The 24,139-nt window shown below is 37.6% G+C and carries 21 protein-coding genes, 1 pseudogene and 1 other annotated feature (1 of these 23 running past the window's edge); of the genes and pseudogenes, 9 read left to right on the top strand and 13 right to left on the bottom strand.

From position 1 onward, the window contains the following. Together LMF32_RS08760 and LMF32_RS08755 are read left to right on the top strand one after the other, a co-directional pair. On the top strand, window positions 1-1,035 hold the full coding sequence (locus LMF32_RS08760; RefSeq protein WP_230524521.1) for a DUF58 domain-containing protein: 1,035 nt from the start codon (window positions 1-3) through the stop codon (window positions 1,033-1,035). 1 nt (window position 1,036) lies between these two features. After that, window positions 1,037-3,274: a transglutaminase-like domain-containing protein gene (locus LMF32_RS08755; RefSeq protein ID WP_230524520.1), complete on the top strand. Its 2,238-nt coding sequence runs from the start codon at window positions 1,037-1,039 to the stop codon at window positions 3,272-3,274. Between the two features lie 55 nt (window positions 3,275-3,329). Here LMF32_RS08755 and LMF32_RS08750 read toward each other — a convergent pair whose 3' ends face one another. The 8 genes from LMF32_RS08750 to LMF32_RS08715 all read right to left on the bottom strand — a co-directional run bounded on the left by LMF32_RS08750 (window position 3,330) and on the right by LMF32_RS08715 (window position 10,280). Further along, window positions 3,330-4,100, bottom strand: coding sequence for a 5'-methylthioadenosine/S-adenosylhomocysteine nucleosidase (locus LMF32_RS08750; protein ID WP_230525098.1), 771 nt, complete (start codon window positions 4,098-4,100; stop codon window positions 3,330-3,332). A gap of 183 nt (window positions 4,101-4,283) precedes the next feature. Next, window positions 4,284-6,008 (bottom strand): Na/Pi cotransporter family protein, encoded by a 1,725-nt coding sequence (locus tag LMF32_RS08745; RefSeq protein WP_188204531.1) that lies wholly within the window; start codon window positions 6,006-6,008, stop codon window positions 4,284-4,286. Between the two features lie 205 nt (window positions 6,009-6,213). Then, window positions 6,214-6,723 (bottom strand): DUF1456 family protein, encoded by a 510-nt coding sequence (locus LMF32_RS08740; RefSeq protein WP_230524519.1) that lies wholly within the window; start codon window positions 6,721-6,723, stop codon window positions 6,214-6,216. A 113-nt stretch (window positions 6,724-6,836) separates the two neighbouring features. After that, on the bottom strand, window positions 6,837-7,091 hold the full coding sequence (locus tag LMF32_RS08735) for a hypothetical protein (RefSeq protein WP_230524518.1): 255 nt from the start codon (window positions 7,089-7,091) through the stop codon (window positions 6,837-6,839). A 65-nt stretch (window positions 7,092-7,156) separates the two neighbouring features. Then, on the bottom strand, window positions 7,157-7,753 hold the full coding sequence (locus LMF32_RS08730) for a metallophosphoesterase (protein ID WP_230524517.1): 597 nt from the start codon (window positions 7,751-7,753) through the stop codon (window positions 7,157-7,159). A 115-nt stretch (window positions 7,754-7,868) separates the two neighbouring features. Further along, window positions 7,869-8,849, bottom strand: coding sequence for an aldo/keto reductase (locus LMF32_RS08725; protein ID WP_230524516.1), 981 nt, complete (start codon window positions 8,847-8,849; stop codon window positions 7,869-7,871). 123 nt (window positions 8,850-8,972) lie between these two features. Beyond that, window positions 8,973-9,746: an alpha/beta hydrolase gene (locus tag LMF32_RS08720; RefSeq protein WP_230524515.1), complete on the bottom strand. Its 774-nt coding sequence runs from the start codon at window positions 9,744-9,746 to the stop codon at window positions 8,973-8,975. Between the two features lie 78 nt (window positions 9,747-9,824). Next, complete coding sequence (locus LMF32_RS08715; protein WP_230524514.1) at window positions 9,825-10,280, bottom strand: hypothetical protein; 456 nt, start codon at window positions 10,278-10,280, stop codon at window positions 9,825-9,827. Between the two features lie 134 nt (window positions 10,281-10,414). Between LMF32_RS08715 and LMF32_RS08710 the strand changes: the two genes are divergently transcribed. The 7 genes from LMF32_RS08710 to LMF32_RS08680 all read left to right on the top strand — a co-directional run bounded on the left by LMF32_RS08710 (window position 10,415) and on the right by LMF32_RS08680 (window position 19,427). After that, window positions 10,415-11,158: a gamma-glutamyl-gamma-aminobutyrate hydrolase family protein gene (locus tag LMF32_RS08710; RefSeq protein WP_230524513.1), complete on the top strand. Its 744-nt coding sequence runs from the start codon at window positions 10,415-10,417 to the stop codon at window positions 11,156-11,158. 227 nt (window positions 11,159-11,385) lie between these two features. Next, a complete protein-coding gene (nrdH, locus tag LMF32_RS08705; RefSeq protein ID WP_230524512.1) occupies window positions 11,386-11,619 on the top strand; it encodes a glutaredoxin-like protein NrdH in 234 nt (77 codons plus the stop codon). Further along, on the top strand, window positions 11,616-11,987 hold the full coding sequence (gene nrdI / locus LMF32_RS08700) for a class Ib ribonucleoside-diphosphate reductase assembly flavoprotein NrdI (RefSeq protein ID WP_230524511.1): 372 nt from the start codon (window positions 11,616-11,618) through the stop codon (window positions 11,985-11,987). The genes nrdH and nrdI overlap by 4 nt, the downstream gene beginning before the upstream one ends. Beyond that, window positions 11,974-14,151: a class 1b ribonucleoside-diphosphate reductase subunit alpha gene (nrdE, locus tag LMF32_RS08695; RefSeq protein ID WP_230524510.1), complete on the top strand. Its 2,178-nt coding sequence runs from the start codon at window positions 11,974-11,976 to the stop codon at window positions 14,149-14,151. Before nrdI ends, nrdE begins: the two co-directional genes overlap by 14 nt. A 588-nt stretch (window positions 14,152-14,739) precedes the next feature. After that, window positions 14,740-15,702, top strand: a complete 963-nt coding sequence (nrdF, locus tag LMF32_RS08690) for a class 1b ribonucleoside-diphosphate reductase subunit beta (protein WP_092480642.1) — start codon at window positions 14,740-14,742, stop codon at window positions 15,700-15,702. Window positions 15,703-15,921: 219 nt separating this feature from the next. Then, window positions 15,922-17,652, top strand: a complete 1,731-nt coding sequence (locus LMF32_RS08685) for an ABC transporter ATP-binding protein (RefSeq protein ID WP_092480641.1) — start codon at window positions 15,922-15,924, stop codon at window positions 17,650-17,652. Continuing rightward, window positions 17,649-19,427 carry an ABC transporter ATP-binding protein gene (locus tag LMF32_RS08680; RefSeq protein WP_230524509.1) on the top strand — a complete coding sequence of 593 codons (1,779 nt, stop codon included), beginning with the start codon at window positions 17,649-17,651 and terminating at the stop codon, window positions 19,425-19,427. The genes LMF32_RS08685 and LMF32_RS08680 overlap by 4 nt, the downstream gene beginning before the upstream one ends. 126 nt (window positions 19,428-19,553) lie before the next feature. Here the strand turns inward: LMF32_RS08680 and LMF32_RS08675 are convergent. The 5 genes and pseudogenes from LMF32_RS08675 to LMF32_RS08655 form a co-directional block, all read right to left on the bottom strand. Continuing rightward, a pseudogene (locus LMF32_RS08675) lies at window positions 19,554-20,387 on the bottom strand (IS3 family transposase); the annotation flags it as partial. Further along, a complete protein-coding gene (locus tag LMF32_RS08670) occupies window positions 20,345-20,728 on the bottom strand; it encodes a helix-turn-helix domain-containing protein (protein WP_230525064.1) in 384 nt (127 codons plus the stop codon). The gene LMF32_RS08670 and the pseudogene LMF32_RS08675, both read right to left, overlap by 43 nt. A gap of 660 nt (window positions 20,729-21,388) precedes the next feature. Next, a complete protein-coding gene (locus tag LMF32_RS08665; protein ID WP_230524508.1) occupies window positions 21,389-22,234 on the bottom strand; it encodes a MetQ/NlpA family ABC transporter substrate-binding protein in 846 nt (281 codons plus the stop codon). A gap of 63 nt (window positions 22,235-22,297) precedes the next feature. Next, entirely contained in the window at window positions 22,298-23,002 is a 705-nt protein-coding gene (locus LMF32_RS08660; protein ID WP_188204522.1) for a methionine ABC transporter permease, read from the bottom strand. Next, window positions 22,995-24,026 (bottom strand): methionine ABC transporter ATP-binding protein, encoded by a 1,032-nt coding sequence (locus LMF32_RS08655; protein ID WP_188204521.1) that lies wholly within the window; start codon window positions 24,024-24,026, stop codon window positions 22,995-22,997. The genes LMF32_RS08660 and LMF32_RS08655 overlap by 8 nt, the downstream gene beginning before the upstream one ends. A gap of 80 nt (window positions 24,027-24,106) precedes the next feature. Further along, window positions 24,107-24,139, bottom strand: a binding site (T-box leader) (it continues 227 nt past the right edge of the window).

The raw sequence follows: 24,139 nt of genomic DNA, 5'->3' as shown, positions 1-24,139 counted from the left end.
ATGATCAAAACTACATTCTTCATTCTAAAAAAATTGTTGTTTATCTTATCTTATGTCGTCATTTTGTTGTATACATTCATTTTCCCAACACCTGTTTCTTGGGTAGTGTTTTATTTTTTTACCCTTCTATTCATTTTCTTGTGGGTAACTACTCTAATTACATGGAAAGATGTTCAATTTGAGTTTTCAGCAGACAAAAAGCACTTATCGACAGGGTTTTTGAAATTGAAGACTCGATTTTATTTTCCTATATGGGTATCAAATCTAGACATAACCATAGGAAATGACAAGCAATCTTTTTCAACACGCATTCCCAGCTTATTTAAATATCGTTTGGTGGTTCCTTTTGAACAACTGTCTTTTAAGCGCGGGAAATACGATACGCTTTTGCTTCGCACTTACGGCAAGGACTATCTAGGTGTATTCACGCATCGGTCAAAGCAGCGAATTCCGGTTGATTTGTCGATTTACCCTAAACCTCTGCCCTTTGACACCCTTTACCCGCTTTTACAACAACTAAATACACGGTTGGATTTGACGCTTCTTTCTGGCCATCAATCAGCCCAGTTTCGTCAACTGCGGGAACACCAAGCAAAAGACTCTTTGAAAGATATTGATTGGAAAGCTAGTTTTAAAAAGCAATCCTTGATGGTAAAAGAGTACGATAAAGAATCGGATACTGCTGTCACAATTGTCTTTTTAGGGTATCAAACGGAGTACTTTGAAGAGTTGCTCCGTTTGGCCTATAATCTTTATTTAGAAATTTCTCATTCCCAAGCCGTAAAATTGAGGTTGATTGGAAACTTTGAAGATGTGATTTCGTTGAAAGAAACTAAAGATTGTTTTTTAACGATCCAACCGGCTTTAGACTCGACCGAAATGGATTCTATTTTGGAGAATGAGGGTGTATTACCGGCTCAAACCATTCTGATCAGTCCCAAAAATCATACTTCATTGGTCAAAGAAAATCCTTCCGCTGCTTTTTACTCTATTACTGAAGATACACTGAATGACTTTCAGATTGGAGGTGTTTGATATGGCACCTACAAAAGAAGATATCTTAAGAATTCTAAAAAAATGGTCTTTAGTGCTCATAAATAGTGGTTTGTTTTTTCCTATTTTGCGTTTTTTTGTCCAATTGAACGACTTCCCTGCTTGGACTCCTCTTTTGGTTTATCTTGTGATCGTCCAATGCGTATGGATTCTCTTACCAAAATGGTACCTTTGGATCCCTGTTCAAGCAGCAGCTCTGAGTTACTTGATGTACGTCTATTTTCCTTTGGAAGAATCTTTCGGTTTAGAATGGTTGGCTGTTTTTTTACGACAAAACCGGATACTTCTCGATCAATTGCTTTCAGGTGACATTACTCTTTTGCCTAGTACATTAAGTTTGTTTGCCATATGCGCCGTTTTGTTAATCAGCAGTTACGCATTGATAAAACGGTTCAATCCTTTTTTATCTTTTATAACAGCATTAGGTTATTTACTAATCTTACAAGTCTTTACAGCGACTGAGTTGATGAACCTTATTCTTTCAACGTTGTTTTTCGGACTTTTGCTGATTGGTCTGACAAAAATACCTTCAGATAGTTCGTGGAGAAATACTCTGGTTACTTTACTCTTGTTTATGACTATAAGCTTTCTATTCGTCTCTATATCCTCTTGGGCGACAAATGCATTTACTGCCCAACAAGAGTGGATCATTTCAAAAACGGACAGCTTTCATACTGAACTAGAGGAACAAGGGCTTTTTGAATGGATAGACAAATACAGTCCTGGCGGAGTTTCTTCTAGAAGCGGGTATAGTGAAAACGACTCTAATCTTGGAGGTCCTCTTACTCAAAGACAAAATACTGTCTTTATTGCTCATACTGATCAACCGCATTACTGGCTGATTGAGTCAAAAGAAATCTATACAGGAAAAGGTTGGGAAACGAGCGTTGAAGAACAAGTAGAAGTTGATTTATCGCTATTTCAATTATTGGATAGAGAAAAAACGACTGTTGAATTAATGGATATTCTGATTGAACTCACTGACTCTTTTGACCAAATTCCTTATACTTATCAGACTATTGGTTTTGATTTTTATGAGGAAACAGAATCTATCAATTTATTAATGGAGATTCCTACTGGGCAGTATATCCTTGAAGATAAAGAAAATCGAGTAGATTCTTATACGGTGACTTTAGCTTCACCTGATTTGGATCTTACAGATCAGGACTCTTATTCCGATTCTGATGGCGAAGCAGTTAGTACATCATTTCATGATCGTCACACTCAACTTCCTGTTGATCTGCCGGAACGTGTAGTAGCATTGGCTCAAGATATTACAAAAAATGCTGAGACTACTTACGAAAAAGTCCGAGCCATAGAGCAATACTTGAAAGAAGATGATGGATTTGAATACAGTCTGTCTCAAACAGCTTACGTTCCTGAAGGAAGAGACTATGTCGATCATTTTTTATTTGATACAAAAGTTGGGTATTGTGATAACTACTCTACAGCTATGGTGGTTTTATGCCGAGCTTTAAATATCCCTGCTCGTTGGGCAAAAGGATTCAATAGTGGGAACCGAGTCAGTGAGGATGGAGAAATTCATTATGAAGTCACCAATGCTAACGCGCATTCCTGGCCAGAAGTTTATTTTGAAGAGATGGGTTGGATCCCTTTTGAACCGACTCCGCCTTTTACTCAGCCAGTTACTGATGAAACGACTTCTAATGAAGTGATTGATGATACAATCACTGCTGACGAATCCAGAACTCCTGAGTCCAGTGAATCGATAGATGAGTCAACTGAGGAAGAAGCAAGTGTAACAACAGACTCTATGGAAGAGGAAGCTTCTTCACCAGTGATTCCTGCTGAAAAAAGCTGGATTGAAAAAAATATCAGTTTTATTAGTATTGCGGCTATTATGCTCTTGCTTATAAGCTGCTTTATTAAAAGATGGACACTGACGTCTTATTTGATTAGCGGAATGCTGCACTCCTCTTTTCTTTCTCTGCAACAAAAGACAGCTCTGGTATATAGGTTATTTCAATTGAAGAAAAGACCACTGCCTCACCAAACCTTCCGTCAATACTTTAAAGAATGGTCAATGTTGATGCCTGAAAAAGAGTCTACAATCGAATCATTTGTTCAAATGATGGAGGAAATTGCCTATTCTCCAGAAGAGGATATGGCAAGTGCTTCTACTGAACAACAAATTTTACTGCTCAAGATGGTAGAATTATTTAAACTCTACCAGGCTAAGCCTAAAAATTTAGCGCAATAGCATACCAATAAAGCGTCCTTTCTACAGAATAGAGGTAGAAAGGACGCTTTATCTATTAATTTGATAATGAAACAGATTCTTGTTGATAGATTTTTTTGGCAACTTGTAAGCTGAATTCAGCACAGTATCTTCCAGCCGTATCTAAGTCTTCGATGCCATCATCTGTTACTTCAGAATTGGATATCGTTCGTATAGACAAAAATGGCACTTTGAAAGCATCAGCTATTTGTGCTACTGCATAAGCTTCCATTTCTTCTCCACTTGTTTGGAAATGTTGATGGAACCATTCGATTCGGTCAATTTCTCTATTCCAAAAATCTGCTGTCCCTATCTTACCGACGACAACTTTTCCACGAGAATACTCTCCCGCCACATCTCTTGCAGCTGATAAAAGTTCTGGATCGCTTTTAAATACAAATTTTTCTTCTAAGCGACCATCTTCCTCGCGGATAAACGAATGCATCGGAACCCAATTTTCTGGAGACATCCCTTCTTCTTTATCTCGATGTGGTGACATAAAAGAGTTGATGTGGATGATTTCTTCTCCGATAATCGTATCAAACACACGTAAATTGGGATCATGACCACCCGCCGTTCCTTGATTGATGATCAAACCAGGATGGTATTTGTCGATCAAAATCGTAGTAGATGCAGCAGCATTAGCCATTCCAATTTCAGACCTGGAAACAATTAAAGGCATACTGTCAATTTCACCTATGTAAAACGAATATGTACCAAATTTTTCTTCTTTATATGTTTCCATTGCTTCCAAAAGTGCGATTATTTCTCCATCCATAGCTCCTTGGATAGCGATTAAAGGTTTCATTTGTATCAACATACTCTCTCCTTGTTAAAAGCGAATTTTTTTTAAATTAAAATAAAAATCGTTTGTCTTTATATACTATAATCTATTAAATAGGATTATTCAACATTAAAAAAAGATTTTAAAAACGAACTTTACTGATAAATAAAAAAACATACTACTTTGTAAAGTAGTATGTTTTTGGTTCTATTTAACTGTCACACCTTCTACAGCAACTTCTTCTGCTGTATCACGTAAAACTTTTTGCGATTGATATGGATAACGAATTCCTAATGTATGCTTAGCAATTTTTACCGTATGATCACTAATCCGTTCCAAGTTTGAAACAATGTCTACGAATAAGATTCCATCTGATGGAATCCCTACTCCTTTATTTAAACGTTGAATGTATTTTTCTCTTATGGCATGCTCTAATTGATTCACTTCTTTTTCACGCTTGATGACTCTTCCAGCTAAAGAATAACTGTCTTCGTTATAAGCTAAAATCGTGTCTTCAATATTTTGTTGAACTAACTTAAATAAAGACATCAAGTCCTCATCATAAAATACTTTCTCTATTTCCGTACTATCTAAATTCTTTTTGTTATTCTTTGCAGCTATTGAAGCTTCGCGGATATTTTTCAAAATACTTTCGCAGTGATCTCCGATTCGCTCAAGGTATTTCGTCACATCCATCATCACTACATGGTCGCCTGTGTTGTGAAGCGGCAATTCAACATTTGACAACAGCATAAGGTACTCTGTGATTTCAATATCTGTTCTGTTCACAACTTCTTCTAATTCCATCGTCTTCTTTTTGCTGTTTTCATCTTGTTTTTTATAATAAGAGAACATTTCTTGGAATTCTTCCAATACGAGTTCTCCCATTTGATTGATTTCTACTTTAGCTTGATTCAACGCCATAGCAGGGGAACTTTGGATCAATGTCTGATCCAGAGAAGTACCACCATACTTAGCTTCAGCCTCTTGGCTAGGCACTATTTTGGTCACTACAGCTGCAATTTGATTAATGAACCACATTTGAATTAACACGTTCGTAATATTGAACAATCCATGTGCAAATGCAATCTGCATTTCTGGGTTTAAGTTCAGTAAAGATCCAAGGTAAATAATCAGGTCCGTAAATGGATATAAGACCAGCATAATCAAAATAGTTCCAATCAAGTTAAAAATAACATGAGCTCCTGCTGTTCTTTTGGCCGCAACACTGGCACCGATTGCTGCCAATATAGCAGTAATAGTCGTTCCGATATTATTTCCAAATAACACAGGCAATGCACCTTCAAGAGCAATACTTCCGTGAGCGTATAATTCTTGTAAAATCCCAATTGTAGCACTTGAACTTTGTAACACTAAAGTCAGTCCTGTACCGGCAAAAACACCTAAAAATGGGTTTTCAGACAATTGAAGCATAAGATTTTTAAACTCTGGTAAGTACTCAAGTGGAGCCATACCTGCGCCCATCAATTCTAATCCGTAAAACAATCCACCAAAACCAAAAATAATTTGACCCATACTATTGATGGATGGATTTTTGAAGAAAAACAGCAATAATGCTCCTATAGCTAAAATAGGTAAAGAATAAGCTCCAATATCTATTCCAATAATAAAAGCTGTAATAGTAGTTCCTACGTTCGCTCCCATGATGACCCCTATAGCTTGTTTCAGCGTCATAAATCCAGCACTGACTAATCCTACTGTAATTACGGTTGTTCCAGAACTGCTTTGAATCAAAACTGTAACTAAAATACCTGCTAAAATCGCTCTTAGTGGTGTAGATGTAAATTTATTTAATATGTTTCGCAAGTTATCTCCAGCTGATCGTTGTAATCCGTCTCCCATGTATTTTAATCCAAAAAGGAAAATACCTAGTCCTCCTAAAAACTGAAATAACATTTCTTGTATATCCAATGATACCCCTCCATGTGTTATATAAACAATTATAAAAATAACCTTCATTTCTATAATAGAGGTTGGTATCAGAATAAAAAACATTTTTCTAGTTATTATGAGACTTTTCTTAACATAGAATTTACAATGTTAACACAAATTTTACATATTTAGAATTCATTCCGTTCTAGTCGTAGGAACAACTTAAAAAAGACATGATGCACTTTTAATCTCTAAAATGAAGGGCTAACCCTTTTAAGAAATTACGAGCGTATCTATCTAGACATACTTTATAATTGCGATGCCCTTCTTTTCTTAATAAGGCGCTTAATTCGCTTTTACTAATGTCTACGTCCACATCATAAAAAATATCCAATAGATCATCACTGGTTAATGAAAGAGCGATTTTTACTTTTTTCAACATTTCATTGTTAATACTTAAAGAGTTTTTCAATGGTTCTTCTGCTTTTAGAGAGTCATTTTTTCCAGAATCTTTTTTTCCACGTTTAAAAGTAATCAACCCATTTAAAAAACTGATCAATACGGTATTGTCTACTATAATATATGAATCTGGATCAACCTCTTCATCTTCTTCAAATTTATCTGGGTTCACCAGCATTTTTTCGACTTCTTCTTTAGTCACTTGAATACCACCAAGTTTAAACATTTCTATCATGTCATTTTCTTTGATATCCAGTGCGTAACGCAATCTAATTAAACGATCATTATTATTCATTATTTCCTCCACCATTCTAAAATTTCTATCTTACTTAGTATACCTTATTTTTCAACCAGAATAAAAAACAAACTGAAACTTGGAACCATTATATGTTCCAAGTTTCAGTTTGTTTAATCTGCAGCCCCTGCATAGCCCTCTCGAATATCAAATTCCGTGAGAGGTTCTGGACCTCTCATGACTTCTCTTTCAATATTCAACACACCGTTTCTGGTCGCTTTGACTTTCCAACGGACTAATTGAACCGTGCCGTGCTTGATCTCAATGGCGGTAATAATGGTAGGATAGATACAACAACCCGTATTAAAATAAGGATGATCTTTCTTCTTAGGGTATTTAAATCGATGGGTGTGACCACAAATCAGCATCATTTTGTGTTTCTCGATCCATTTGTTGTAATTCTTTTCTACCTTGTGTCGTTTGCTGACGTTTTTTACTGGACTAGAAGGATTGCGGATACCAAATGCATGAAGAAATCGCCAAAAATATTTAACGACAACATAGTCAGTCTCCAAAACTGATCGTTAGGGGCATCTCCTTGATGTCCATGCACAGTCAGTATTTCTTGACCAGTATCTCGATGCTTTAAAACCAAAGCTTCGACAGGTTCAAGTCCTTTTAGAAAATCAAAAAACACTTCATTATACTCATCATAATTCGTGTAGTAGTTCTTTTTTACATAGGATGGATACTTCAAGAAAATATCATGATTGCCATATATTTTGACTAATCGATCTTCATCAAAGAATTTTTTGATGGTATCGTAAACTGCAGGATGAGCATTTTTGGTGTGTTCGAAGTTTGAATACTCCAACATCTCGTCTCCATCCCCAGCCTCTACATAAGTATAATCATTTCTATAGTAATGTTGCAGTGCATACAGGTATATATCCCGATTCCTGGTAAATTCATCCGATAAGCTCCCGTCACCTCTGTGGACATCACTCATAAAAACGTATTTTGAATCATCATCAAAATATTCTACTTTAGCGTTTTTATAAGCCTCTGTTAACCTTCGATCGGTAAACATCTCCTTCACCTCTTCTGTTAAATCTTATTTACATAAAAAACGTACACTTTCTTCATTAATAAGTATACTGTATTCAGAGAATATAGTGAAAGAGAACAGCTTATAGAAGAGTGAATTAACTAAAACCGACTATAGAGTGAGGTACGTACGGCTCTTCAAGATACGCTATTTCATCCGTCGTTAATTGGAGGTTTAAGGCATTCATTGGCCCTTCTAATTGACTCATTTTCGTTGCTCCAATAATTGGTGAGACGACTGGATCTTTTTGCAGCAACCAGGCCAAAGCGATTTCCACTCGAGGCACACCTCTGTTTTCAGCTACTTCGCCTAACCGTTCAACGATTCTTCGATCTTGATCAGATGTAGAATCATACTTGCTCATGGCTACTTTGTCTGTTTCTAAACGTTTAGTCGTTTCAGACCAGTCTCTCGTCAATCGACCTGAAGCTAGTGGGCTATACGGAGTTACGGCAATTTTTTCTTCTCGGCAAAGCGGCATCATTTCTCTTTCTTCTTCACGGTAAATCATATTGTAATGGTTTTGCATCGAAACAAAACGAGTCCAGTTGTTCTTTTCTGCTACATGCAACGCTTTTTGAAATTGGAAAGCATGCATAGCTGAAGCACCGATGTAGCGCGCTTTTCCTGATTTCACCACATCATGTAAAGCTTCCATGGTTTCTTCTATAGGTGTATTGTAATCCCATCGGTGGATAATGTATACATCAACATAATCCATATCTAATCGTTTTAAGCTATTATCGATTTCTGCCATAATCGATTTACGCGAAAGCCCCGCTCCATTTGGACCATCATGCATTTTCCCATGAACTTTAGTGGCCACTACTACTTCTTCGCGTTTAGCATAATCTTTTAAAGCCCGTCCTAAAATTTCTTCACTTGTACCCAATGAATAGACATTTGCTGTGTCAAAAAAGTTGATGCCCAAGTCTAAAGCTTTTTTGATGATTGGGCGACTATCTTCCTCTTTCAAAGCCCATTTGTGCAGCCATTTATCTGGATCGCCAAAGCTCATACAACCTAAACAAATTCGTGAAACGTCCATCCCGGTATTCCCAAATTTAACGTATTCCATTACTCCATCTCCCTTTTCCATGACGATACCATTAGTATACTCCTTAGAGTCCACTCTAATGCAAGCGTTTTTAAATCGTCTTATAGCATCCCTATTTTTGTGCGAACCTCAACATCGTTCGGTTCAGTTTATCCGTCTCGTCATGAAAGATGGCGTGCCCGCTTTTTTAAAAGGCACCACGAGATTTTGCGGAATCAATTGCGACATCTCCTCTGTCAATTGATAGGAGCAAATCTGGTCTTTCTCCCCATGACAAATTAGTGTAGACACAGTAATCTTTTCCAGATCCTTGCTTAAATCTTCTTCTCGCATCATGATCGCAGAAAGCAAAGTCCCGTACGAGGAAGCTTTTAATGCTGTATTGATTAGCCAATCTCTATAGACGGCATAAGGCTTTTCGTGAAATAATTGCTTAACAAAGTCTTGAATCATTTTAGGCCGGTTTATTTGAATTTGCTCTATGACTTGAGTAATATCCGCTTTTTTCCAACCCGTTAAATAGTAAGGTCTTTTAACAAACTGCGGTGCGGCTGCACTGATCAAAATCAACTTTTGCACACCATAACTCTGATGACGAGCCATATAGCGTACTGCTGTAGCTGCACCCATCGAAAATCCCACCAAGATAGCTTCTTCAAGCTGCAGTTCTTCCATCACAGATTTAACATCATCTGCCAACTCATTGTAACTGTACTCTTCGATAACAAGATCTGAATCTCCAAACCCTCGCAAATCGACTCCTATAATGCGGTAACCTCTGGGTAAAAAGTAATTGTATTGGTATTCAAACATGCGATGATCAAATGGCCATCCATGCAAGAATACCAGCGGCTTCCCTTCGCCAATATCTTCTACTGCGATAGCATTATTCTTTTTACCTTTAATCGTCTTTTTCATACGCTGTCCCTCCTGTTTCTTCTCTACTCCAGTATAATAGAACAACGCTTTTTTCAAATGAATAAAGCTCAGGTTAAATTAGATTGTTATGAGGATCAATCTATTATCCGAATAATATAAATCTTGGTATTTCAAATCGCTCAGGTAGATGGTTTCTTTCGATTTTAGTGATTCGTTCTCGTAACTGTTCAAACTATAAAGAACAGCTAACTGATGGCATCCTTCCTTGAACTGTTCCTGAATATAAGCTTCTAAACCTCTTAAGCAACTTTTGTATTTATACGCTTGATTGTCGCGCTTATCGAATGAAGGTATATCGACAGCCAATGCGGCTGCTTGATACGGCAACTCTTTGAATGGAAAATACACACTATAACTGAAACGCTCTCCAGTGTCTTCACTCACGTTTTCTTCAAATTGAAACAGTTCTTTAAAAGCCAACAAAAATTCGTTTGATTGATAATCCTTTCTTTTCTTCGTGATCGTTTCTAGATTCAAAGGAATGGTTGAGGCAATATATATGTACTCTGTCATAGGAAAACCCCTTTTTCTGATTATACGTAAATACTAATTTTTATTCTGCAATCAAAACTACCTTTTATGTCTGCTTTCCTGTAAAATAAATCTAAGCTAAATGGAAAGATGTTTTATGGAAAGGAAGTGTTTTGATGAAACCGATTATTGGCATACCTGGAAATATCCTGACTCAACAATCTCCAAGCTTTGATGGTCTTCCGATCACTTACACTCCTCACGGTTTTGTTGAGGCTACTATTACAGCATATGGATTACCCAACATGATTCCTTTAGGAGATCCCAAAGATGCTAAAGCATATATTTCTCATATTGATGGCTTGTTGCTGGCAGGTGGGCAAGATGTGTCTCCTTTACTATACGGCGAAGAACCGATCCCTGCTTTAGGAACGACAAGTCCACTTCGAGATACCTTTGAAATAGCATTAATCAAAGAAGCCGTTAAACAGCAAAAACCTATTCTAGGTGTTTGCCGAGGATTGCAGTTGTTAAATGTAGCTTACGGTGGTACATTATATCAAGACCTTGCGACTTCGTATTCGGATCTGACCGTCCAACACATCCAGCACACACAATATGACAATGGAGCCCATACGATAACTTTGGATCCGGACAGTCGTTTAGCAAAAGTTTTTGGACCCGCTTATGTCGTCAATTCTTATCATCATCAAGCCATAAAAGAATTGGCTGAGCCTTTTGAAGCTGTTGCTTGGAGTAAGGATAAATTGATTGAAGGTTTCGAAGCTAAAGATCCTTCTGCCAATATCGTAGCCGTCCAATGGCATCCCGAATTGATGATCCACACAGACGAAAAAATGCAGCAATTATTCACTGATTTTGTGAGTCGTGTCAAAAAAAGCATTGCACCAGCTTTGTAAGCGAACACTGAAACTATTTCAAAAAATCCCGCAAAAAAACTCCGACTGGAACGTCCGGTCGGAGATCTTTTTTTGAAAAAAATAAAAAGCGGTCAAAACCTTGTTAAACCACTATATGTTGTGTTTGTAAGTTTTTTCTAATCGAAATATGGTGTTTTCCAATTGCAAGTCGATATAAACAAGTGTAGAATAATGATATCATTTAGAAGCGAAAAGGAGAATATACTATGGCTAATAAAACAATCGTCATTTACTCAAAACCGAATTGCATGCAATGTAATTTTACCAAAAAATACTTGGATGATAAAGGTGTTACTTACGAAATAAAAGATATTTTTGAATCTGAACAAGCTTTAGCAGAAGTGCAGCAATTAGGATTCAGTTCAGTTCCCGTTATCCTTGCTGATGGTGAAGAAGCATTTAATGGATTCCGCCCTGATTTATTAGATCAATTAGTATGAAAGTAGTTTATATTTCCTTGACCGGCCAAACGAGAAAATTTGTGCACAAACTAGACATGGATTTGTTGGAGATTTCTTCGACAAATCCATTTATCAGTATTAATGAGCCCTTTATCATTGTTGCGCCGACCTATGAAAGAGAAGCTACAGAAATCTTATACGATTTTATTGAAACAGCTGATAACAAAAAGTACTTTAAAGGAGTCGCTGGCGGCGGGAACTTAAACTTTGGACAGTTGTTTGTTTTTACAGCGAAAGATCTTGCAAAAGAATATGATGTACCTTTACTACATACCTTTGAATTTCAAGGGAATGACGAAGATGTAAAAAAATTGAAGAAAGCGGTGAACGACCTTGGACAAGCCTAAATTAGCAACAAAACCCAATGAGGTCACTTATTTTAAATTAAACAATGAATTGAATCGACCTGTTAATGGATCTATTCCATTGCACAAAGATCGTGAAGCAGTCCGTGCTTACTTTTTAGAATATGTGAATCCCAATACTGTTTTCTTTTATACGTTGGATGAAAAGTTAAACTATTTGGTAGAAAATGATTATATCGAAGAAGAGTTTTTAAACCAATACGATAGAGAATTCATCAAAGATTTATTTAATGAGATCTACAATCGTAAATTCCGTTTCCGTTCTTTCATGTCTGCTTATAAGTTCTACACACAATACGCGTTGAAAACAAATGACGGCAAGAGATTCTTGGAACGTTATGAAGATCGTATCGTATTTAACGCATTGTATTTGGCAGATGGCAATAAAGAACTAGCGTGGACGATCGCAGATGAGATTATCAATCAGCGTTATCAACCTGCTACACCTACTTTCTTGAATGCTGGACGTAAACGTCGTGGAGAATTAGTCTCTTGTTTCTTGATCCAAGCAACAGATGATATGAACAGTATCGGACGCGTTGTCAACAGTGCATTGCAATTGTCTCGTATCGGTGGTGGGGTTGGAGTAAATCTATCCAACTTGCGTGCTGCAGGAGATCCCATCAAGAAAATCGAAAATGCATCAAGCGGTGTTGTACCGGTTATGAAATTATTGGAAGACAGCTTCAGCTATTCTAACCAATTAGGTCAACGTAATGGTGCCGGAGCAGTTTACTTGAATGTATTCCATCCAGATATCGTTTCGTTCTTATCCACTAAAAAAGAAAACGCCGATGAAAAAGTTCGTGTGAAGACTCTTTCTCTTGGTCTAACTGTACCGGATAAATTTTATGAACTATGTGCTCATGACGAGCAAATGTACTTGTTCAGTCCGTATGATGTAGAACGTATCTATGGTAAGCCTTTCTCTTATGTAGACATTACTGCTGAATACGACAACCTTGTCAATAACGAAGAAGTTCGCAAATCTAAGATTCGCGCTCGTGATTTGGAAAACGAAATCTCTAAATTGCAACAAGAATCAGGATATCCTTACATCATCAACATTGATACAGCTAACCGTGAAAACCCGATTTATGGAACGATCACGATGAGTAACTTGTGTAGTGAAATCTTGCAAATTCAAGAACCTTCTCTAATTAACAATGATCAAAGCTATGAAACATTAGGAACAGATATCAGCTGTAACTTAGGTTCAACAAATATCGTGAACTTGATGGAATCTCCTGACTTTAGTAAATCAGTTGATGCTATGGTTCGTGCGTTGACAACTGTTACAGATCAATCAAGTATTGATGCTGTCCCTTCTATCAAAAATGGAAACGATCAATACCACACGATTGGTTTAGGAGCTATGGGCTTACACACCTACTTGGCTTTAAACCAAATCGAGTACGGTTCTCCAGAATCGGTTGAATTTACAGATGCTTACTTTATGCTATTAAACTTCTACACGTTGAAATCAAGTAACCGTATCGCTATGGAACGCAACACTTCTTTCCATAACTTTGAGAAATCAAAATATGCGACTGGTGAATACTTTGATAAATACACTGCAGCAGATTTTGCATTTGAAAATGAAAAAGTTCGTCGTTTATTCGACGGCATTGCTGTCCCAACAAAAGATGACTGGGCTGCTTTGAAAGCATCAATCATGACTGGCGGATTGTACCACCAAAACCGTCTGGCTGTAGCGCCGACAGGTTCGATCAGCTATGTAAATGAAACATCTTCCAGCTTGCATCCAATCACTCGTCTGATTGAAGAACGCCAAGAGAAGAAAACGGGTAAAACTTACTACCCTGCTCCATACCTGTCGAATGAAACACTGCCTTATTACAAATCAGCGTACGATATCGACATGCGTAAAGTCATTGATGTCTATGCAGCAGCACAAAAACACATTGATCAAGGAATGAGCTTGACCTTATTCTTACGTTCTGAAATACCTGAAGGCTTATACGAATGGAAAAACGGCCGTACAAATAAACAAACCACACGTGACTTAAACATCTTAAGACACTACGCGTGGAAAAAAGGCGTTAAATCCATTTACTACGTCAGAACATTTACAGAAAACTCAGAAGAAATCGGCTCAAACCAATGCGAAAGCTGTACGATATAAAAAGTAAGTGAAGTGCCTCGCTTAGCTCCGACAGAAAAATCTATTTTCATTTTAGAGGACGCTTTTTGTCCTCAAAAACGAAAATGATTTTATCCGAGGAGCTGAGGCACGTAACTGAACTAAAAAGGATGCGGAGAAAGCCCGAAAGAGATGAAGGAAAAATAGGGGAAAATTATTGTGGTGCTTTTCAACCACAAAATTTTCCATCTTTTTTCCAAAATCTCTGGCTTTCGCAGCTCTACTAAAGGATGCGGAAATCGCTGGTCTGACTCGAAAGGATAATCCATTCTCTTTTTAGAGGACGCTTTTTGTCCTCAAAAAAGAGAATGATTTTACCGAGAGTCAAGCGATTGCAGCTCTACTAAAGGATGCGGAGTGGGTCTGGGAGCAATGAAGCAAAAACAGGAAAATTTGAATGGGGTTCTTTCTACCCCAATCAAATTTTATCTTTTTTGCAAAATTGCTGACCCACGTAGCTCTACTAAAGGATGCGGAGTTCACCCCTCCCCTCCTCTTTAGTTTTACTCAAAAAATGCAGCAAGTAACACCTTGACCATATAAATTTGAAAGTAAGGAGATTTTGATTCGATGACAGAACAATATCATGCCATAAATTGGAATAAAATTGAGGATATGATCGACAAGCTGACCTGGGAAAAACTGGTTGAACAGTTTTGGACAGATACGCGTATCCCTGTATCAAATGACTTGAATGATTGGTACAACCTTCCTAAAGAAGAAAAAGATATGATGGGAAAAGTTTTTGGCGGACTTACTTTGCTGGATACTCTTCAATCACAAGATGGAGTCGCTTCTTTGAAAGACTCGATTCGGACTCAACATGAAGAAGCTGTTTACAATAACATCCAGTTTATGGAATCTATGCACGCTAAAAGCTATAGTGCTATCTTCAGTACTTTAAATACAAAATCAGAAATTGAAGAAATCTTTCAATGGACGAATACAAATGACATGTTGCAGAAAAAAGCAGCTGTCTTAAATGACATTTATCAAAACGGAACAGAATTGCAACGAAAAGTTGCGAGTGTTTTATTGGAATCCTTCTTATTCTACTCAGGATTTTTTGCTCCTCTTCATTATTTAGGAAACAATAAAATGCCTAACGTAGCTGAGATCATCAAGTTGATCTTGCGTGATGAATCTGTCCATGGAACATACATTGGATACAAATTCCAAATCGCATACAATCAATTACCGGAAGACGAGCAAGAAAGTTTGAAGAATTGGACATATGAATTGCTCTTCACTCTTTACCAAAATGAAGTGAAATACACTCAATACCTTTATGACGAAATCGGCTGGACAGAACGCGTAAAAGTTTTCCTACGTTACAACGCTAATAAAGCTTTGCAAAACTTAGGTTTCGATCCTCTATTCCCGGATTCTGCAGATGATGTAGATCCAGTCATTATGAATGGAATCTCTACTGGAACCTCCAACCATGATTTCTTCTCGCAAGTTGGAAACGGGTATTTAGTGGGTATGGTGGAATCTATGGAAGACGAAGATTATGCTAAGTGGACGGTTTAATAACCCCTCTATTCTAGTCTTTCCAATCTATAAGTGAACATTTAGCCTTTTTTCACTGATTTACCTTCGTCATTAACCGAAAAACAATTGCTTTTTTATGCATTAAAATTTAAAATTGTATTATTGAGCCTAGTGCATCCGCATTAGGCCGTTTCTTTTGGCGTTTTTGCTGTTTAAAACGTCAGTTAATAAAAATATTCTATAGTAAGGAGCGTATATATGAAATTTATTTGGCAATACCTGCGGAAGCATCCTAAGTTATTGATTATTAATACTATTGGAGCTTTTGGATTTATCTTGATCAACTTAGGTCTTCCTACTTTGCTGGCACAAATGATTGATAATGCAATCATTCCAGGAGATAGCGGCTTGATTTGGCGTTATGCGTTTTTTATGCTCCTGTTAACAATATTCGGTTTTGCAGGCAGGGTCGTCAATTCTTATGCGTCCAGTAAAGTCGTCAGCACGATGACAATGGACATTAGAAATGATACTTATACCAGTATGATGAAATTCTCTCATGCTGAATACAATGAAATCGGGGTTTCTTCTTTAGGTACCCGAATCACTACTGACGCGTTCGTCATTCTCCAATTTACAGAAATGATTTTGCGTTTAGGAGTCATCACTCCTTTGATGTTGGTCATGAGTGGAGTTTTGATCATACGGACAAGTCCTAACTTAGCTGTAGCTGTTCTTCCAGCGATCCCTGTCATCATCTTATTGATTTTTGTTATTGCTCGTGCAACTCAGCCATTATCCAAGAAACAACAATCCCTTTTAGATAATATCAACCGTATTTTAAGAGAAAGCCTGACTGGTCTGCGCGTGATTCGTGCGTTTAACCGTGAGGACTTTCAAGAAAATCGTTTTGGCGATACAAACAATGACTATAGAAAAGTGTCTTCTCGCTTATTCAAATTAGTCGCTTTAACACAACCTGGATTCTCTTTGATCATCAATATAGTAATCATATCAATTGTCTGGCTAGGTGCTCGTCAAATTGCTGAAGGTACTATTCAAGTCGGAGTTCTAGTAGCTTTCATTGAGTATGCTTTCCATGCCTTATTCTCTCTCTTATTATTTGCAAATATCTTTATCATGTACCCACGAGCTTCAGTGAGTGCGAACCGGTTAAAAGAAGTATTGGAAAAACAAAGCTCTATTGATCCAAATGAACAAGGTGTAAGAGCAACAGAAACAGAAGGCTACATCACTTTTGAGAATGTCAGCTTCCAATATCCTGACGCAGATAAACCTGTATTGAAAAACATCAGCTTTGCGTCAAAACCAGGCGAAACCATTGCTTTTATTGGATCAACTGGTAGCGGAAAATCTTCTATCGTTCAATTGATTCCACGTTTTTACGATGTCACTGAGGGTCGTATTTTAGTAGACGGCGTAGACATTCGTGAATACAACTTGAAAGCACTTCGCCGCAAGATCGGCTATACCCCACAAAAAGCTTTATTGTTTACTGGTACAATCACAGAAAACCTTAAATACGGAAATTGGGATGCCACACGCAGCGAGATTGAAGAAGCTTCATCTGTCTCTCAATCAAAAGAATTTATTGAACGCTTGAAAAACCATTACGAAACAGTTTTATCAGAAGGCGGAAGTAATTTATCTGGTGGACAAAAACAACGTTTGTCTATTGCCCGCTCGATCATTCGTAAACCAAGTATTTATATTTTCGATGATAGTTTCTCAGCTTTGGACTTTCAAACAGATGCTATTTTGAGAAATCAATTGAGCTTGGTCACACAACATGCAACAACGATCATTGTCGGACAACGCGTCAGCTCTATCATGAATGCAGATCAAATTATTTTGCTGGATGAAGGAGAAATCGCTGCAAAAGGTACTCATAAAGAACTATTGCAAACAAGCCCTCTTTATCGTGAAATTGCATCATCTCAGTTGAGTGAGGAGGAGTTGAACCAATGAAAGGTTTAAAACAAATAGCTCGTTTATGGGTCTACCTTAAAAATTATAAAGGCCAATTTTTCTTATCTATATTTGGAACCGTAGTTTCTTCTATCGCAAATGCTTTAGAACCATTTATTATTGGTTTAGCTATTACTGAAATTACTAGAAACTTCGCAGATATGTTACGCGGTGTTGAAGGCGCAGGAATGAATTATCCTTATTTAACACAAATATTGATTCTGTATTTCGTTCGCGGAATGTTTTTCCACGGCGGTCAATACCTTGCTCAATACACTTTAACGAATGTAGTTCAACAAGGTATGCGTGATTTAAGAAATGACATTTCTTCTAAAATCAATCGTCTGCCGGTTTCTTATTTTGACAAACATCAAATTGGAGACATTTTAAGCCGTGTTACAAGCGACGTGGACGCTATTACGAATGCTTTGCAACAATCACTCGTACAAGTACTGAATGGTCTCTTATCCATCTCATTTGCTATTGTAATGATGTTAACGTTGAACATTCCGTTAGCTTTTGTGGTCATCTTGACTATTCCATTGGCTATCATAGTTGCACGCATCATTATTTCGGCTTCTCAAAGTTCTTTCCGTGGTCAAGCAGATGCTTTAGGAGATTTGTTTGGATTCACTCAAGAGAATTTGAACGGATTTACTGAGATCAAATTATACGGAAAAGAAGATGATTCTATCACAGAGTTCAAACGCCGCAACTTAAATTTGCGCGACCAAGGATTCAAAGCTAGTTTCATTTCTTCTCTTTTAGCTCCTATTGTAGGTTTGATTTCAAACTTTGCTTACATCATTGTGGCAATGGTCGGAAGCTACTTTGCTTTCAATGGCGCTTTGACGATCGGTAACTTGCAAGCTTTCGTACAGTACGTATGGCAAGTTAACCAGCCTATCACAACCATTGCTCAGCTTTCTGGAATCATGCAAAGTGCCGGAGCTGCAGCTGGACGTATCTTCGAATTCTTAGATGAATCTGAAGAAGTTCAAGGTATGGTAACGACTGAACTGCCGGAAAAAGTTAAAGGTGCAGTTGAATTTGATCATATCTCTTTCAGTTACAATCCTAAAAACCCTTTGATGAAAGACATCAGTGTTCGCGTTAATCCTGGTGAAATGGTTGCAATCGTTGGACCAACTGGTGCTGGTAAAACTACACTGGTCAATCTATTGATGCGTTTTTATGATGTTGACGGCGGAAGTATCAAAGTTGATGGCGTCGATATCAAAAAGATTACCCGCTCTGATCTACGCAAACACTTTGGAATGGTTTTACAAGACGCTTGGTTATATCAAGACTCTGTTATGGAAAATCTTCGCTTTGGGAAATTAGATGCGACAGATGAGGAAGTCATCCATGCAGCTGAAATTGCCAACGTAAACCACTTCATTCAGACTTTGCCAAACGGTTATGGCATGGAAATCAATCAAGAAGCCAGCAACATCTCGTTGGGGCAAAAACAATTGATGACGATCGCTCGAACAGTATTGTCTGATCCAGATATTTTGATCCTGGATGAAGCGACAAGTTCTGTTGATACTCGTTTAGAGAAACTGATTCAAGAAGCGATGGATAAAGTGATGGAAGGTCGAACAAGTTTTGTTATTGCTCACCGTTTGTCTACTATCCGTAATGCAGATTTGATTTTGGTTATGGACCAAGGTTCTATTATTGAACAAGGAACACATGACTCATTGTTGGCACAAGGCGGTTTCTACGCTAACTTGTACAACAGTCAGTTTTCTGAATCGGCTGCAGAATAATGAAGTCTTAAAAACTATCTGATTATAAAAAGCGTTGATGACACAATGAACTGCTCCCTGTCAAGTAGACAGGTAAATAAACAAAATATTTGTGCCATGTATGATACTTTTCATCCATGGCTTTTTTTATGCCGGAATGCTTAAGCCCATTTTTAACGTCACCCGTTGGGTGTTATAAAACCCAATATATTGTTTAATATCATTCTCTAATTCTTCAAAGCTCACATAAGTGTTCAGCCGATACATTTCTTCTTTAATAATTCCCCAAAAGTTCTCCATTGGACCGTTATCAATGCATTTCCCCACACGAGACATACTGTGGGTGAGTTGATGTTTCTTCACAAAATTATTAAAGTCGTATGACGTGTATTGATATCCCCGATCGCTATGAATAAGCGTTTGGGTTGGTATAATCTTGTCTTCAATTTGGCGAACTGTATCACGAACTAAGGCATTATCATTACGCTTCGATAGTTTAAAGGCTACGATCTTATTTTCGCCATAATCCAATATGGCACTAAGATAAGCTTTGGCGTTCTCTCCATACTTAAATTCAGTCACATCGGTTAATAAGACTTCCATCGATTGATAGTCCTTTCGGAATTCTCTATTGAGGACATTATCGGCGATATGTGCAGGATTGTGGGGCTTGTAACGATATCGTTTCCGACGGATAACAGCTTTCAAGTTCAGTAATTTCATCAAACGATAGACACACTTATGGTTTACTTTAGCGTTCATGAAGTGGTTCAGATAGATAGTTATTCGACGATAGCCATAAATACCTTTATGCTTTTCATAGACTTGAAGGATTAATTCAACAAGCTTTCGAAGCCGTTTTTCCGACGCAGTCGGCTTGCGTTTCAACCACTTATAATAACCCGCTCTGCTCACACCCAAAGCATCACAGAGATGGATTACTTTGTATCCTTCTTTTTGTAGTTTCTTGATCGTTTGGTATTCCGCTTCATACCTCGTTTGCGTGACATCAACTCTCTTTCCACTTCTTCTAACTTTTTTAACGCTACGTTCTCCGTTTCTAGATACTCATTTCGTGCTCTTAAAGCTGCATTTTCAGCCCGGATTCTTTCTTCTTCCGTTTGAACAGAGTTTGGTTTGCCGCGACCTCGTCCATCTACTAGTCCGTCAGGACCATGCTTCTTATATTTTTGAACCCATGAATACACGCTATTGTAGGATACCTGATACTTCTCAGCAGTTTTTTTATAAGATAAACTATTAGCTAGGCAGTCTTGGACTATTTTGATTTTTTCTTCTTGTGTTGATTTTTTATCTGTCATCGTATACACCTCGGATTTTGGAGAATAGCTCCTCATTTCTTCCCCTTTAGTATACTTGTTTATCCAGCTCCTGACAGTATCAACTTTTGGGATATTATATTTAACAGCTAGCTGACCTATAGGTAATCTATCTTCTAAATATTCTTTCACGACTAAGTCCTTAAATTCTTTGCTATATTTATTGTACTTAGATTTAACTTGAATCCCACTAATTCCATGCTCTTGGTATCTTAAGACTTTATCCCAAAAGGACGTCCAATTAATTAATAAACCATAGGCTTCTTTTAATTCTTTGAAACTGATTCCTTCATTCAGATACATCAAAATATATCTTTCGATTTCTTCAGTTGTATGTTTACTGTTTGAACGCATAAAAATCCCCCTAAAGTAATTTTACTTTTTTAAGTGTCTACTTTAGGGGGAGCATATCACAATTGTCATCAACGCTTTTTTTAGATATCGAGGTTTATCTATTTTTAATCATATATAGAATTCATGAAATAAGATGCTTTAACTCATAAGTTTCAGGTTGATTGGATTCAGCTATCTTTGTGAGCGAGAATTCTCTGTCCCTCTTTTTCACCACAAAAAAGGATCACCACCTGCCAATAAGCACAGGTAGCGATCCTATTTCTTCTTTTCTATCGATATATTTCTTTTTTACTCTGTTACAGGAACTACTGCACCATCCCAAGTTTCAAGAATGTAATCTTGAACTTCTTGAGATCTTAAAACTTCTACTAATTTAGTAATAGCTTCATTGTCTTTATCTTCGCTTCTTACTGCAATGATATTTGCATAAGGCGAGCTTTCACTTTCTAAAGCAATTGAATCTTCTAACGGGTTTAATCCTTGATCTACTGCAAAGTTGGAGTTGATTGCTACAATGTCCCCTTCACCTTGTGTGTAAAGTGTTGGCATCAAAGCAGGATCATTTTCATATTCAAAGACTAAGTTCTTCGAATTTTCTGTAATATCATCAAATGTTGCAGTGGTTAAATCTGTTCCTTCGTCTACACTCACTAATCCAGCTTCTTGGAAAATAGCAATAATACGGCCCCAGTCAGGTTGGTTGCTGCTGACAAGAATCGTTGCTCCATCCGGCAGCTCATCTAAACTAGCATATTCTTGCGAGAATAAGCCGATTGGTTCCAAATGAATTCCACCAGCATTAACGAAGTCATAATCATTTTCAGCTACAGCAGCTTCAAAGAAAGGAACGTGTTGGAAGTAGTTTGCATCCAAGTCGCCTTCATCCAACGCTACGTTAGGCACAACATAATCATTGTAAGTACTGATATCCAGCGTAACACCTTCTTCTTCTAAAATAGGCGCTGCGAATTCTAAGATTTCCGCATGCGGTGTGTTGCTGGCACCAATTTTGATTGTTGTTTCTTCTGTGTTTCCATTTGAAGTATCTCCAGCATTCTCGCTGTTTCCACATGCAGCTAATAAAAGAGCTGCTCCTACTGTTGCTAATGATTTGATAAAGATCGATTTTTTCATAACTAACTTCCCCCTAATGATTTTTTTAATGGTTAAACCCTATTTTAAATTGACTCTTTCTTTTTAGCGTTTGTCTACTCGGTCAACTACTCGTTCTCCGATGCCTTGTATCAGAAATACCATGATCAAGACGATGACTGTCGCAACTAATGTGACTGTCGGCTGGTTTCTTTGGAATCCTTCCAGATAAGCTAGATTTCCCAATCCACCTGCTCCAATAACCCCCGCCATAGCTGTGTACCCAACTAACGAAATAGCCGTAGTAGTGATTCCGGCGATAATAGAAGGCAGGCTTTCTGGTATCAGAACTTTATAAATAACTTGCCATTTATTGGCTCCCATTGCTTCAGCAGCTTCAATGACTCCTTTATCTATTTCTCTAAAACCAGTTTCTACTAAACGTCCATAAAAGGGTGCTGACGAAATAATCAGCGCGGGTAAAGCAGCCACCGGTCCAATAATCGAACCGACCAGTTGTTTAGTAAATGGAATCAATAATACAATTAAAATAATGAAAGGTACAGATCTAAATATATTTACAAACATACTGACGATAAGGTGCAGTACTTTTGCAAAAACACTTTTTTTCCCAGCAGTTTCATACAATAATAATCCAATCACCAAACCTAAAATAAAGACTGCTGCTACAGAAATAGCTGTCATCAATAAGGTTTCTTGAGTAGCTTCTTGAATTCTTTCCCAGTTGACCTCTTCAAAATCAACATACTGAGAAAAAAGACCTTCTCCTACAATCAGAGATTTAAACATGTTCGATCACCTCAGCTTCTACATTCATTTTAGTTAAATCCGCTAATACTGAGCTGATTTCAGTCGAATCTCCTGTCACTTGAACATACAAAGAACCAATTGAGCCAGACTGTGTCTGTTGGATGCTTCCTTGAATGACATTCAACTCGATGTCGTGATGACGAATCAATTGGCTTAAAACAGGTTGTTTTGAGTTCTCAGCATTGAACGTCAAATGAAGCAGCTTGCCATTCGGGTAATCTTTGAATACTTGAGCCAATACGATGTCTGTCTCTTCGCTTTCCGGATCTGTGTCTTGGCGAATGAATCGTTTCGTGATTTCTTGTTGCGGACGTTTGAAAACTTCCAGCACATTACCCTCTTCAACAATTTTTCCTTTTTCCATCACGGCTACTTTGTGACAGATTTTTCGCACTACATGCATTTCATGAGTGATCATAACGATGGTTAGATTCAATCGTTTGTTGATCTCTAACAATAACTCTAAAACCTCATCCGTTGTTTGCGGGTCTAATGCGCTAGTCGCTTCATCACATAACAGCAATGTCGGTTCATTTGCTAAAGCTCTAGCAATACCTACACGTTGTTTTTGCCCTCCAGAGAGTTCAGCAGGATAAGCATCCTCTCTTCCCTCTAACCCTACTAAACGAATCAGCTCATAAGCTTTTTCCAGCTGGTCATGTTTAGGAACATTAGCAATTTCCAGCGGCAGCAAAATATTTTCGAGAACGGTTCTTGACCACAATAAATTGAAATGTTGGAAGATCATCCCAATTTTTTGTCTCTTTTCTCTTAATGCTTTTCCGGTCAATTTTGAGATCACGCTGTCTCCTAAAGTGATTTCTCCTTTAGTTGGTTTTTCTAACCCATTGAACATGCGGACTAATGTACTTTTTCCAGCACCGGAGTAACCGATGATCCCGTAAATTTCTCCGCTCTCAATGGAGAGATTTACGTTGTCTACAGCAGTTAGCGTTCCTTGTTTCGTATCAAAACTTTTGATCACATTGGATAATCTAATCATTTTTTCTGCTCTCCATTCTTCACTGTTTCTTTCCCATACAATAAAAAAACTTTCGCCCACTATTCGAGTTAATTACTCAAATAAAGGACGAAAGTTGTCGTTTCGTGTTACCA

Source organism: Desemzia sp. C1 (assembly GCF_020882875.1).
In the GTDB taxonomy this organism is placed as follows: Bacteria; Bacillota; Bacilli; order Lactobacillales; family Carnobacteriaceae; genus Desemzia; species Desemzia incerta.
Note: the sequence above shows the minus strand (reverse complement) of the source record. Positions and strands in the feature narration are given on the sequence as shown.

Excerpts from the sequence above, each read along its gene's own strand:
- LMF32_RS08720 (WP_230524515.1), bottom strand. The coding sequence starts at position 9,746 with ATGAAAAAGACGATTAAAGGTAAAAAGAATAATGCTATCGCAGTAGAA.
- LMF32_RS08655 (WP_188204521.1), bottom strand. The coding sequence starts at position 24,026 with ATGATTAGATTATCCAATGTGATCAAAAGTTTTGATACGAAACAAGGA.
- nrdF (WP_092480642.1), top strand. The coding sequence starts at position 14,740 with ATGACAGAACAATATCATGCCATAAATTGGAATAAAATTGAGGATATG.
- LMF32_RS08710 (WP_230524513.1), top strand. The coding sequence starts at position 10,415 with ATGAAACCGATTATTGGCATACCTGGAAATATCCTGACTCAACAATCT.
- LMF32_RS08730 (WP_230524517.1), bottom strand. The coding sequence starts at position 7,753 with ATGTTTACCGATCGAAGGTTAACAGAGGCTTATAAAAACGCTAAAGTA.
- LMF32_RS08735 (WP_230524518.1), bottom strand. The coding sequence starts at position 7,091 with ATGCTGATTTGTGGTCACACCCATCGATTTAAATACCCTAAGAAGAAA.
- nrdI (WP_230524511.1), top strand. The coding sequence starts at position 11,616 with ATGAAAGTAGTTTATATTTCCTTGACCGGCCAAACGAGAAAATTTGTG.
- LMF32_RS08685 (WP_092480641.1), top strand. The coding sequence starts at position 15,922 with ATGAAATTTATTTGGCAATACCTGCGGAAGCATCCTAAGTTATTGATT.
- LMF32_RS08680 (WP_230524509.1), top strand. The coding sequence starts at position 17,649 with ATGAAAGGTTTAAAACAAATAGCTCGTTTATGGGTCTACCTTAAAAAT.
- LMF32_RS08665 (WP_230524508.1), bottom strand. The coding sequence starts at position 22,234 with ATGAAAAAATCGATCTTTATCAAATCATTAGCAACAGTAGGAGCAGCT.
- LMF32_RS08760 (WP_230524521.1), top strand. The coding sequence starts at position 1 with ATGATCAAAACTACATTCTTCATTCTAAAAAAATTGTTGTTTATCTTA.
- LMF32_RS08755 (WP_230524520.1), top strand. The coding sequence starts at position 1,037 with ATGGCACCTACAAAAGAAGATATCTTAAGAATTCTAAAAAAATGGTCT.
- LMF32_RS08725 (WP_230524516.1), bottom strand. The coding sequence starts at position 8,849 with ATGGAATACGTTAAATTTGGGAATACCGGGATGGACGTTTCACGAATT.
- LMF32_RS08670 (WP_230525064.1), bottom strand. The coding sequence starts at position 20,728 with ATGACAGATAAAAAATCAACACAAGAAGAAAAAATCAAAATAGTCCAA.
- LMF32_RS08660 (WP_188204522.1), bottom strand. The coding sequence starts at position 23,002 with ATGTTTAAATCTCTGATTGTAGGAGAAGGTCTTTTTTCTCAGTATGTT.
- LMF32_RS08750 (WP_230525098.1), bottom strand. The coding sequence starts at position 4,100 with ATGAAACCTTTAATCGCTATCCAAGGAGCTATGGATGGAGAAATAATC.
- LMF32_RS08715 (WP_230524514.1), bottom strand. The coding sequence starts at position 10,280 with ATGACAGAGTACATATATATTGCCTCAACCATTCCTTTGAATCTAGAA.
- LMF32_RS08740 (WP_230524519.1), bottom strand. The coding sequence starts at position 6,723 with ATGAATAATAATGATCGTTTAATTAGATTGCGTTACGCACTGGATATC.
- nrdH (WP_230524512.1), top strand. The coding sequence starts at position 11,386 with ATGGCTAATAAAACAATCGTCATTTACTCAAAACCGAATTGCATGCAA.